General features: G+C 71.7%; 14 protein-coding genes and 1 pseudogene. 12 read left to right on the top strand and 3 right to left on the bottom strand.

Annotation, left to right across the window (positions count from 1 at the left end; translation table 11 throughout):
- The first annotated feature begins 165 nt into the window (after positions 1 to 165).
- Positions 166 to 720 (top strand): YbaK/EbsC family protein, encoded by a 555-nt coding sequence (locus tag VHA72_RS15755; RefSeq protein WP_325576906.1) that lies wholly within the window; start codon positions 166 to 168, stop codon positions 718 to 720.
- A 29-nt stretch (positions 721 to 749) separates the two neighbouring features.
- Positions 750 to 1,133 carry a nitroreductase family deazaflavin-dependent oxidoreductase gene (locus VHA72_RS15750; RefSeq protein WP_325576904.1) on the top strand — a complete coding sequence of 128 codons (384 nt, stop codon included), beginning with the start codon at positions 750 to 752 and terminating at the stop codon, positions 1,131 to 1,133.
- On the opposite strand, the gene msrA is transcribed toward VHA72_RS15750, so the two are convergent.
- Entirely contained in the window at positions 1,130 to 1,768 is a 639-nt protein-coding gene (gene msrA, locus VHA72_RS15745) for a peptide-methionine (S)-S-oxide reductase MsrA (protein WP_325576902.1), read from the bottom strand. The genes VHA72_RS15750 and msrA overlap by 4 nt on opposite strands.
- 88 nt (positions 1,769 to 1,856) lie before the next feature.
- Between msrA and VHA72_RS15740 the strand changes: the two genes are divergently transcribed.
- The 4 genes from VHA72_RS15740 (at position 1,857) to VHA72_RS15725 (ending at position 6,187) form a co-directional block, all read left to right on the top strand.
- Positions 1,857 to 3,017, top strand: coding sequence for a cystathionine gamma-synthase (locus VHA72_RS15740; protein ID WP_325576900.1), 1,161 nt, complete (start codon positions 1,857 to 1,859; stop codon positions 3,015 to 3,017).
- 29 nt (positions 3,018 to 3,046) lie between these two features.
- Positions 3,047 to 4,339 carry an AI-2E family transporter gene (locus VHA72_RS15735; protein WP_325576898.1) on the top strand — a complete coding sequence of 431 codons (1,293 nt, stop codon included), beginning with the start codon at positions 3,047 to 3,049 and terminating at the stop codon, positions 4,337 to 4,339.
- The gene (gene ilvA / locus VHA72_RS15730; RefSeq protein ID WP_325576896.1) at positions 4,332 to 5,537 is read left to right on the top strand and encodes a threonine ammonia-lyase; all 1,206 of its coding nucleotides are present in this window, start codon (positions 4,332 to 4,334) and stop codon (positions 5,535 to 5,537) included. Before VHA72_RS15735 ends, ilvA begins: the two co-directional genes overlap by 8 nt.
- A 140-nt stretch (positions 5,538 to 5,677) precedes the next feature.
- Positions 5,678 to 6,187, top strand: coding sequence for a transcription elongation factor GreA (locus VHA72_RS15725; RefSeq protein WP_325576894.1), 510 nt, complete (start codon positions 5,678 to 5,680; stop codon positions 6,185 to 6,187).
- Positions 6,188 to 6,198: 11 nt separating this feature from the next.
- Here the strand turns inward: VHA72_RS15725 and VHA72_RS15720 are convergent, their stop codons facing one another.
- Positions 6,199 to 6,600 carry a DUF4307 domain-containing protein gene (locus tag VHA72_RS15720; RefSeq protein ID WP_325576892.1) on the bottom strand — a complete coding sequence of 134 codons (402 nt, stop codon included), beginning with the start codon at positions 6,598 to 6,600 and terminating at the stop codon, positions 6,199 to 6,201.
- Between the two features lie 29 nt (positions 6,601 to 6,629).
- Here VHA72_RS15720 and mca point away from each other — a divergent pair, with 29 nt between their 5' ends.
- From mca to VHA72_RS16570, 4 genes and pseudogenes are all read left to right on the top strand, one after another.
- On the top strand, positions 6,630 to 7,541 hold the full coding sequence (mca, locus tag VHA72_RS15715; protein ID WP_325576891.1) for a mycothiol conjugate amidase Mca: 912 nt from the start codon (positions 6,630 to 6,632) through the stop codon (positions 7,539 to 7,541).
- Positions 7,542 to 7,545: 4 nt separating this feature from the next.
- The gene (locus VHA72_RS15710; RefSeq protein WP_325576889.1) at positions 7,546 to 7,743 is read left to right on the top strand and encodes a hypothetical protein; all 198 of its coding nucleotides are present in this window, start codon (positions 7,546 to 7,548) and stop codon (positions 7,741 to 7,743) included.
- Positions 7,744 to 7,770: 27 nt separating this feature from the next.
- Complete coding sequence (locus VHA72_RS15705; RefSeq protein ID WP_325576887.1) at positions 7,771 to 8,664, top strand: mechanosensitive ion channel family protein; 894 nt, start codon at positions 7,771 to 7,773, stop codon at positions 8,662 to 8,664.
- Positions 8,661 to 8,720 (top strand): annotated as a pseudogene (locus VHA72_RS16570) (hypothetical protein); the annotation flags it as partial. The gene VHA72_RS15705 and the pseudogene VHA72_RS16570, both read left to right, overlap by 4 nt.
- Positions 8,721 to 8,734: 14 nt before the next feature.
- Here VHA72_RS16570 and VHA72_RS15700 read toward each other — a convergent pair.
- Complete coding sequence (locus VHA72_RS15700; protein WP_325576885.1) at positions 8,735 to 9,049, bottom strand: hypothetical protein; 315 nt, start codon at positions 9,047 to 9,049, stop codon at positions 8,735 to 8,737.
- A gap of 89 nt (positions 9,050 to 9,138) precedes the next feature.
- Here VHA72_RS15700 and VHA72_RS15695 point away from each other — a divergent pair, with 89 nt between their 5' ends.
- Together VHA72_RS15695 and VHA72_RS15690 are read left to right on the top strand one after the other, a co-directional pair.
- Positions 9,139 to 9,825 (top strand): HNH endonuclease family protein, encoded by a 687-nt coding sequence (locus VHA72_RS15695; RefSeq protein WP_325576884.1) that lies wholly within the window; start codon positions 9,139 to 9,141, stop codon positions 9,823 to 9,825.
- Between the two features lie 102 nt (positions 9,826 to 9,927).
- Positions 9,928 to 10,108, top strand: a 181-nt coding sequence (locus tag VHA72_RS15690; RefSeq protein WP_325576882.1) for a hypothetical protein, incomplete at its 3' end; no start/stop codon positions are given.

Raw genomic sequence — 10,108 nt, 5'->3', positions numbered from 1 at the left:
ACGCCGGTGTTCGCGGCACCGTCCACAGCGCGCTCGCGCACGAACACCGTCAGGACGCCGTCCGCACCGACCTCGACCAGCGGGCCCTTTGTCGAGCCGGGCTTCACCGCGATGCGATAGCGGGTCACGACCCGACCCTAGACGCCGCACGGCAGGATGGGTCCCATGTCGCTGCCCAGGATCGCCACCCTGACCAGTCTGCCCGCCGTCGAGCACCCCGAACTGGTGGCCGAGCCGACCGCCCGGGCCCTGCGGGCGTGGGTCGATTCCGCCTCGGTCGCCGTGGTGGAGATCGACCCGGACCTGGCCGACACCGCCGCTCTCACGCAGGCCTACGACCTGCCGCTGGAGGCCAGCGGCAACTGTGTGGTGGTCGGCGGCTCGCGGTCGGGGGAGGAGCGGATCGCGGCCTGTGTCGTGCCGGCCGACGCGCGGGCGGACGTCAACAACCTGGTCAAGCGCCTGCTCGACGTGCGCAAGGCGTCGTTCCTGCCGATGGAGCGGGCGGTGGCCGAGTCGGGCATGGAGTACGGCGGGATCACGCCGGTCGGCCTGCCGGGCACCTGGCGGCTCCTGGTCGACGCCCGGCTGCTGACCGTGCCGACGGTCGTGCTCGGCTCCGGCGTACGCCGCTCGAAGCTGCTGCTGCCCGGCGCAGCCCTGGCGTCGCTGCCCGGCGCCGAGGTGATCGAGGGGCTGGGCAGGCCGGTCGCCGGCTGAGGGGTACAGCTGAGGGGTACAAAGGGGACATGCACCTGCCCCGTGCGCTCGCGGCGTTCAACCGGCGCGTGACCAACCCGATCCAGCGCCGCTGGGCCGGCCGGATTCCGGGCCACGCGATCATCGAGCACACCGGCCGGCGCTCGCGCCGCATCTACCGCACGCCAGTGCTGTGCGTCCGCCGTCCCCGCGGCTTCGCCTTCGTGGTCGGCTACGGCCTCGAGTCGGACTGGGTGCGCAACCTGCTCGCCGCCGACGGCGGCACGGTCGTGCACCGCGGCCGGCGCTACCGGGTCGCCGACGTGCGTCTCGTGCCCGCGCCCGCCGGCCGCGCGCTGCTGCCGAACCCGCTGCGGCTCATCCTCCGGCTCGCCCACGAGGGCGACGTGCTGACGGTGACGATCGTCGACTAGTCCGTCTCCGGAAACGGGACCCCGGTGTTCGCGTGGCAGCGGTAGCCGTGGGGAACCCGGTCCAGGTACTGCTGGTGGTACTGCTCCGCGTAGTAGTACGTCGGAGCCTCCCGGATCTCGGTGGTGATCTCGCCCAGGCCGCGGCGGGCCAGCTCGTCGCCGTACACCTTCGTCAGGCGGCGCGCGGTGGCCTCCTGCTCCGGCGAGGTGTAGTAGAGGGCGGAGCGGTACTGGGTGCCGACATCGTTGCCCTGCCGCATGCCCTGCGTGGGGTCGTGCACCTCGAAGAACCGCTTCACCAGGTCGGCGTAGCTGACCTTCGTCGGGTCGAAGACGACGCGCACCGCCTCGGTGTGGTTCGTCAGCCCGCTGCAGACCTCCTCGTACGACGGGTTGGGCGTGCTGCCGCCCTGGTAGCCGACCGATGTCGACCAGACGCCGGGGATCTGCCAGAACATCTCCTCGGCGCCCCAGAAGCAGCCCAGCCCGAAGTAGGCGACCTCGTAGCCCTCCGGCGCGGTGTCGGTGACCAGCGGCGCGTCGAGCACCCGGTGTCGCTCCTCGAGCGGGAACCAACGCTCGGTGCGGCCCGGCAGGGTCTGCTCCTCGGGAACGAAGGTGGTGAGACGTGACATGGGTTCCTCCTCGAAGTCGCTCACAGTGTCCAACACCAAGGCGCCGCCCGGCGTTCCCGGGTCGGCCGGGATGGCTAGGCTCGACGGCGTGACCCAGGAGCATCGCCTCAAGAGTGGCTTCGAGACCCGTGCCATCCACGCCGGCTACGAGCCCGACCCGAGCACCGGCGCGGTCAACCCGCCGATCTACGCCACCTCCACCTACAAGCAGGACGGCGTCGGCGGGCTGCGCGGCGGCTACGAGTACTCCCGCTCCGGCAACCCCACCCGCGCGGCCCTGGAAGGAGCGCTGGCGGCGGTCGAGGAGGGCGAGCGCGGGTTCGCGTTCGCCAGCGGGTTGGCCGCCGAGGACACCTTGATCCGCGCCCTCACCAGGCCGGGCGACCACCTGGTCATCCCCGACGACGCGTACGGCGGAACCTTCCGCCTGGTCGACAAGGTCGCCGGCCCGTGGGGCGTCGAGCACAGCGCCGCGCCGGTCAGCGATCCGGCCAGGGTGGCCGCCGCGATCCGGCCGGGTCGCACCCGGCTGGTCTGGGTGGAGACCCCGACCAACCCGCTGCTCAACATCGGCGACATCGCCGCACTGGCCGCCATCGCCCACGACGCCGGCGCCCTGCTCGTGGTCGACAACACGTTCGCCAGTCCCTACCTCCAGCAGCCGCTGACGCTGGGCGCCGACCTGGTGGTGCACTCGACCACCAAGTACGTCGGCGGCCACTCCGACGTGGTCGGTGGCGCGCTCGTGGCGCGCGACCTCGAGGTCGCCGAGAAGATCGCCTTCCACCAGAACTCCATGGGCGCTGTCCCGGGGCCGTTCGACGCCTTCCTCACCCACCGCGGCCTCAAGACGCTGGCGGTGCGGATGGAGCGGCACTGCGACAACGCCGAGCGGGTCGTCGACTTCCTCACCAGTCACCCGGCGGTGGGCGACGTGATCTACCCGGGCCTGGAGACCCACCCCGGCCACGAGGTCGCCCAGCGGCAGATGCGCCGCTTCGGCGGGATGGTCAGCTTCCGGGTCAGGGCGGGGGAGACCAAGGCGCTCGACGTCTGCTCCCGGGCCGAGGTCTTCACCCTCGGCGAGTCGCTGGGTGGCGTGGAGAGCCTGATCGAGCACCCCGGACGGATGACCCACGCGAGCGTGGCCGGCACCGACCTGGAGGTGCCCGCGGACCTGATCCGGCTCAGCATCGGCATCGAGACCGCCGAGGACCTGATCGCCGACCTCGAACGGGCGCTGGACTGAGCCGGACCGGGCCTGGATAACGTGACCCTGTGAGCGAGGACCCGGAGCCCCAGCAGGAGCAGGAGTCCGAGGCCGAGCGGCAGCACAACGAACGCCTGGCCGCGCGGCTCTACGCGCAGTGGGCCCAGCTCCGCGAGGACCGGCAGGCCCAGCTCGCCTCGCCCGTCCCGATCGCGCCGGCGAGCAGTGACCGCAAGGTCAAGGTGCCGTACGGCATCGACCTCGCCGCCTCCTGGGGCTGGCGGCTGCTGGTGATCGTGGCCGCCGGATGGTGCCTGTTCAAGGCGCTCGGCTTCCTCGAGGTGGTCGTCGTCCCGGTGGTGATCGCGATGCTGGTCACCGCGCTGGTGGTGCCGATCGTGAACGCGCTGCAGCGCGTCGGCCTGCCTCGAGGGGTCGCCTCGCTGGTGGTGCTGCTCGGCGTGATCATCGTGGTCGGGTCGCTGCTCACCTTCGCCGGCCACCAGGTCGCGACCGGCGCCAGCGACCTGGCCGACCAGACCGTCAAGGGCATCGGCGAGATCAAGGACTGGCTCAAGAACGGTCCGCTGCACGCCAGCGACAGCCAGATCAACAAGTGGCTCGAGCAGGCCCAGCACTGGATCACCCAGCAGAGCGAGGGCGGCAACACCCTCGGCAAGGTGACCCATGTCGGCAGCGTCGCGCTCGACGTGCTGGCGGGCATGTTCATCGTGCTGTTCTCGACGTACTTCTTCCTGGCCGAGGGCGCCGAGATCTGGTCCTGGATCGTGCGGCTCACCCCGCGCGCGGCCCGGGAGCGGGTGGACAGCTCGGGCCGGGTCGCCTGGATCTCGCTGACCCAGTTCGTGCGGGCGACGGTGATCGTGGCCGCCGTCGACGCGATCGGCATCATGATCGTGGCGGCGATCCTGCGGGTGCCGTTTGTGGCCGCGATCGGCGTGCTGGTCTTCCTGGGCGCGTTCGTGCCGTTGGTCGGCGCCACCGTCGCCGGCACCGTGGCGGTGTTGGTCGCGCTGGTGGACCACGGCCTGGTCACCGCGCTGATCATGCTGGGCGGCGTCATCCTGGTGCAGCAGCTGGAGGCGCACGGCCTGCAGCCGTTCCTGATGGGGCGCTGGGTCTCGGTGCACCCGCTCGCGGTGATCATCTCGATCGCCACCGGGGTGCTGGTGGCGGGCGTCGCCGGTGCCCTGGTCGCGGTGCCGCTGGCGGCCGCGCTCAACGCGGTCGGGCAGCACCTGGCCGCGGAGGGCGGTCCACCGCCGGAGGAGGCGGAGGAGGAGCAGCCGATGCTGACCGACGAGGAGCAGGAGAGCCTGGAGGAGGCCGAGCGTGAGTGAGGGGAGCGACGAGTTCGAGGATGCCCGCGAACTGCTGCGCGACGTGGTCATCGAGACCCCCGTGGAGACCTCGCGCTGGCTCTCGGACCTGGTCGGCGCCCCCGTCGTACTCAAGTGCGAGAACCTGCAGCGGACCGGCTCCTTCAAGTCTCGCGGCGCCTACGTCCGCATCGCCCACCTGAGCGAGGAGGAGCGGGCCCGGGGCGTGGTCGCGGCCAGCGCCGGCAACCACGCTCAGGGCGTGGCGCTCGCCGCCCAGATGCTCGGCATCAAGGCCACGGTGTTCATGCCCGAGGGCGCGCCGATCCCCAAGGAGCGCGCCACCCGGGGGTACGGCGCCGAGGTGATCTTCGCCGGCACGGTGCTCGAGGACAGCCTCGCCGCCGCCCGGCGGTACGCCGAGGAGACCGGGGCGGTGCTCATCCACCCCTTCGACCACCGCGACATCATCGCCGGCCAGGGCACCGTCGGCCTGGAACTGCTGGACCAGGTGCCGGACGTGCGCACGGTGGTGGTGCCGACCGGCGGCGGTGGGCTGCTGGCCGGGGTGGCGCTGGCGATCAAGGCGCGGCGGCCCGACGTACGTGTGGTGGGCGTGCAGGCCGAGGGCGCGGCCGCCTATCCGGACTCGCTGCGGGCGGGGGAGCCGCGGCAGCTCGCGTCGATGAAGACGATGGCCGACGGGATCGCCGTCGGGCTGCCCGGCGACCTCACCTTCGCCGCGGTGCGCGACCACGTCGACGAGATCAGGACCGTCTCCGAGGAGTCGATCTCGCGGGCGCTGCTGGCGCTGTTGGAGCGAGCGAAGCTGGTCGTCGAGCCGGCCGGCGCGGTCGGTGTCGCGGCGCTGCTCGACGCGCCGACGGCGTTCCAGGGCCCGGTGGCGGTGGTGCTGTCGGGTGGCAACGTCGACCCGCAGCTGCTGGGCCGGGTGATCCGGCACGGCCTCGCCGCGGCCGGCCGCTACCTGGTGCTGCGGCTGATCATCCCGGACGCGCCCGGCACACTGGCGCGACTCCTGGCCGAGATCGCCGACGCCGGCGCGAACGTCGCCGAGGTGATGCATGCGCGCAGCAACCCCGCGGTCGGCACCGACGAGGTCGAGGTGCTGGTGCAGCTGGAGACGCGCGGCGAGGCGCACGCCCGCGCGGTGGTGGATCGACTTGCCCAGCGTGGGTACCGTTCGGTCTCCGGCTGAGTCCTCGCGACCTGCACCCGATTGCCGATCCACTGTTAGACTGAAGGATCTGACAGTCCGCAGGGCCGTCGTCGACGAGCCCGCCGACCAAGCGTCGCATCTCGTTTGCGACGACTCTCATCCGCACGCAGGAGTACTCGATGACGACCGAAGCACAGCACGCCGCCACCATCTGGCTCAGCAAGGGTGCCTTCGACCAGCTCAGCGCCCAGCTGGAGGACATGAAGGGTCCCCAGCGCGCCAAGATCGTCGCCGAGATCAGTGCTGCCCGCGACGAGGGCGACCTGAAGGAGAACGGCGGCTACCACGCCGCCCGCGAGGCCCAGGGCCGGCTCGAGGGCGAGATCCAGGCGCTCGAGGCGCTGCTGCGCAAGGCAGACACCACCGAGCCCACCGACGACGGCGTCGTCGGCCTCGGCTCGATCGTCACGTTCAAGTTCGACGGCGATGACGACGACGAGGCGGAGACCCGGCTGATCGCCTCCATCGAGATGAAGGACTTCGCCGGCGGCCTGGAGATCTCCTCGGCCCAGTCGCCGATCGGGGCCGCGCTGCTGGGCGCCAGCGCCGGTGACACCGTGTCCTACGAGGGCCCCAACGGTCGCACCCTCAAGGTCGAGGTGATGAAGGTCGTCCCGTTCAAGGACTGACCTGTCACCGGCTACTGCGGGTCCTTCTGGCCGTTCGCCGTGCAGCCGCGCCAGTCGACCGAGGTGGCCGCCCGTTCGGTCTTGATGGTGATCGTCTGCCGCCCCGAGATCGGGGTGAACGTCTGGAATCCGACGGTGGAGTGGTCCTCGGCGTACGCCAGGACGGTGCAGCTGGGATGCGCGGCCGCGTCGTAGATGTGCACGTCCGCCGTCACCTTGACGGCGTTGGGCCCCTGGAGCTCCCAGCTGTCCATCGAGGAGCCGACCTTGGGGTGGCTGTGGAGCCAGATGGCCCACACGAACCAGCCGATCGCCGCGGCGACCACGACCGCGCCGGCGACGAGGACGGCGTTGCGCGCCCAGGCGCTGCCGGAGCGGTACCGATCGGCCAGATGGTCGGCGTCGTGACTCACGTGCACACTCTCGCACCTAGGATCTTCCCATGACGCAGCACCCCCGGGGCCCGAAGGCGGGCCTGCGCCTGATGCACGTCCACGCCCATCCCGACGACGAGTCCAGCAAGGGCGCGGCCACCACCGCCAAGTACGTCGCCGAGGGCGTCGACGTCCACGTGGTGACCTGCACCGGCGGTGAGCGCGGCTCGATCCTGAACCCGAAGATGGACCGGCCCGGGATCCAGGAGAACATCCACGAGATCCGCCGTCAGGAGATGGAGCGGGCCCGCGACATCCTCGGCGTCACCCAGGACTGGCTCGGTTTCGTCGACTCCGGCTGGCCCGAGCCGGAGTACGAGGGCGGCCCCAAGCCGCCGCTGCCGGAGGGCTGCTTCGGGCTGGTGCCGGTCGAGGACGGCGCCCGGCCGCTCATCCGGCTGATCCGCTCCTTCCGGCCGCACGTGATGACGACGTACGACGAGTTCGGGGGCTATCCGCACCCCGACCACATCCAGTGCCACAACATCTCGGTCTACGCCTACGAGAAGGCATCCGACCCCGACTACGAGCCCGAGCTGGGGCCGGCGTGGCAGGTCAGCAAGCTCTACTACCACCACGGCTTCAACCGGCCCAAGGCCGTCGCGCTGCACGAGGCGATGCTCGAGCACGGCCTGGAGTCGCACTACGCCGAGCGGCTGGAGCGATGGACCAGGGACGAGACCTGGGATGCCCGGGTGACGACCCACGTGCCGTGCGCGGACTACTTCGGGGTGCGCGACCAGGCGCTGCTGGCACACGCCACCCAGATCGACCCTGACAGCTGGTGGTTCGCCACGCCTCGGGAGCTGGAGAAGAAGGTCTGGCCCACCGAGGACTACGAGCTGGCCAGGTCGGTCGTGGAGACGAGCCTGCCCGAGGACGACCTGTTCGCCGGAATCACCACCGACGTGGGAGAATGAGGGCATGTACGACCTGCTGCTCCGGCTGTCCGACCCCGTGCCGACCGACAACGCGGTCAAGGCCGGCTGGACCGCCTTTGCGGTCTTCCTGTTGCTCATCGTGGCGGTGGCGCTGCTCGGCTGGAGCTTCAGCCGGCAGTTGAAGAAGGTGGCGGCCGCCAAGGCCGCCGGCCGCTACGACGAGTCCGACAAGAAGAACTAGCCCGCTCCGCCCGCACCGACGACCACGATGATCGTCCTGGCCGGCCGCACGCCCATCTCCGACTTCGACGACTGGTCGCGCAGTAGCGGCCTCGAGATCGTCATGATCGCGACCGGGGCGGTCGTGCTCGCCCGCTTCGTCCGCTGGCTCAGCGAGGACGCGACCGCGCGGGCCGAGGCGCGGCGCCGCGCCACCGGCGAGTCGTTGGTCCGCTCCGAGGACTCCAAGCACCGCCGCGCCGTCGTCCAGGTCGTCACCTGGGGGCTGGTGGTCGTCATCTACACGGTGGCGGCGCTGCTGATCATCCAGCGGCTCGGCGTCGCGCTGGCCGCGTTCGTACCGGTCGCCACCGTGGCCGGGGTCGCGCTGGGCTTCGGCGCGCAGCGGGTCGTGGCCGACCTGCTGGCCGGGTTCTTCCTGGTCGCCGAGCGGCAGTACGGCTTCGGTGATCTGGTCCGGATCTCGGTCGTGGGCCTCGGCACGCCGGTGCTCGGCACCGTGGAGAACCTCAGCCTGCGGGTCACCACGGTGCGCACCCCCGGCGGCGAGGTGGTGATGACGCCCAACGGCCAGATCGCCCAGGTCACCAATCTCTCCCGGGATTGGGCGCGGGCGGTCATCGACGTACCTGTGCCGCTGGCGGTGGACGTCAATCGAGTCACCGCCGTGCTGCGCGAGGCCGGGGAGGCGGCGTACGCCGATCCCGAGTTGCACCCGTTGCTCCTCGACACCCCGGCCGTGATGGGCGTGGAGTCGCTCGAGGTCGACCAGTTCAAGGTGCGGGTGGTGGCGCGCACGCTGCCCGGCAAGCAGTTCGAGGTCGGTCGGGCGCTGCGGGTGCTGATCACCCGGACGCTGCACTCGGAGGGCATCAACCTGCCGGCCGAGGTGGCCACCGGCAACCCGACGGGGAGCCCATGAGGATCCGGGAGCGGCTGCCGCGGACCTCGACGGTCGTGCTCGGCGTAGTGTTCCTGGCCGCGCTGTTGCTCTATCTGTGGGTGCGGCCGCCCCGGCCGGAGTCGTCGCCCAGCCCGGTGCTGGTCACGCCGGTCACGAGCGCGCCGGCGCGACCCTCGTCGAAGCCGTCGCCCTCGCACAGCGTGCGGCCCAGCCCCACCCGGACGCCCTCTCCGTCGAAGACGCCGAGCCCGACGCGTCGGCCCAGCGCGACGCCGCCGCCGACCGTCCCGCCATCGCCGAGCGCCGACGCGACACCGACGGCACCGCCGACGAGCGTGTCGCCCACGCCGCCGGCGCCGAGCGGCACCGACACCGTGGCTCCGCCGGCGAGTGGTGCGGCCACGCCTTGATCCGCACGCCCTGATCCGGCGGTCTGTGGAGACACCGAGAGGAACCGCGGGAACTGTCGGTGGTCGGTGGCAGCCTGCCGGCATGGTCAGGTTGCTGGTGCTGCTCGCGCTGCTGCTCAGCGGCTGTGCGCTGCGGGCGCCCGCCGCCGGGCCGACCACGCCCGCTGCGTCGCCCCGGTCGTCGGTGGACGTCGCCGGTGCGCTGGCCGCGCTGGCGAGCCTGCCGGTCAAGGGCAGGGCGCCGATGACGGGCTACGACCGGAAGGCGTTCGGGCCGGCGTGGAGCGACGACACCCAGGACGAGTGGGGCCACAACGGCTGCGACACCCGCAACGACGTCCTGCGCCGTGACCTCACCGACGCCGTGCTCGAGGCCGGCACCCACGGCTGCGTCGTCCTCACCGGCACGCTGCAGGATCCGTACGGCGGCACCACCATCCACTTCGTCCGCGGACCCACCACCAGCATCGCCGTGCAGATCGATCACGTGGTGGCGCTGGCCGATGCCTGGCAGACGGGTGCGCAGGGCTGGAGCCGGGCGAGACGGCAGGCGTTCGCCAACGACCCGCGCGAACTCGTTGCCGTCAGCGGTGCGCTCAACGAGTCCAAGCGCGATGGCGACGCGGCCACCTGGCTGCCGCCGTACAAGCCGGGGCGGTGTGCCTACGTGGCGCGGCAGGTGGCGGTGAAGCGCGCCTACGAGCTGTGGGTGACGCCGGCCGAGCACGACGCGATCATGCGGGTCCTCCAGCACTGTCGCGGCCCGTGAGGCGTCCCGCGCCTCGGGTCACCGATCACCCGGCATGACCGACACACCGGTTTGTCGCCGCGTCGCCGGGGGTACCAGCGGCCCGGCGGCGAAGGAGGTCGCATGTCTCGCCGAGCAGGCGTCATCTGGTGGGTCGTGCTGGTGGCCTGCTATCTGGTGTTGATCTCGTCCGTGACCGGGTCGGAGGTCGTCACGGGTGTGCTGGTGGCAGCGCTGGCGAGTACGGCGGCGGCCGTGGCGAGCCGCGAGTTCCGACCCGTGCGGCCGCCGCGGCCCATGGTTC

Source organism: Nocardioides sp., assembly GCF_035547795.1.
Lineage (GTDB): Bacteria > Actinomycetota > Actinomycetes > Propionibacteriales > Nocardioidaceae > Nocardioides.
Note: the sequence above shows the minus strand (reverse complement) of the source record. Positions and strands in the feature narration are given on the sequence as shown.

Excerpts from the sequence above, each read along its gene's own strand:
- VHA72_RS15725 (WP_325576894.1), top strand. The coding sequence starts at position 5,678 with ATGACGACCGAAGCACAGCACGCCGCCACCATCTGGCTCAGCAAGGGT.
- mca (WP_325576891.1), top strand. The coding sequence starts at position 6,630 with ATGACGCAGCACCCCCGGGGCCCGAAGGCGGGCCTGCGCCTGATGCAC.
- VHA72_RS15750 (WP_325576904.1), top strand. The coding sequence starts at position 750 with ATGCACCTGCCCCGTGCGCTCGCGGCGTTCAACCGGCGCGTGACCAAC.
- VHA72_RS15710 (WP_325576889.1), top strand. The coding sequence starts at position 7,546 with ATGTACGACCTGCTGCTCCGGCTGTCCGACCCCGTGCCGACCGACAAC.
- VHA72_RS15755 (WP_325576906.1), top strand. The coding sequence starts at position 166 with ATGTCGCTGCCCAGGATCGCCACCCTGACCAGTCTGCCCGCCGTCGAG.
- msrA (WP_325576902.1), bottom strand. The coding sequence starts at position 1,768 with ATGTCACGTCTCACCACCTTCGTTCCCGAGGAGCAGACCCTGCCGGGC.
- VHA72_RS15695 (WP_325576884.1), top strand. The coding sequence starts at position 9,139 with ATGGTCAGGTTGCTGGTGCTGCTCGCGCTGCTGCTCAGCGGCTGTGCG.
- VHA72_RS15705 (WP_325576887.1), top strand. The coding sequence starts at position 7,771 with ATGATCGTCCTGGCCGGCCGCACGCCCATCTCCGACTTCGACGACTGG.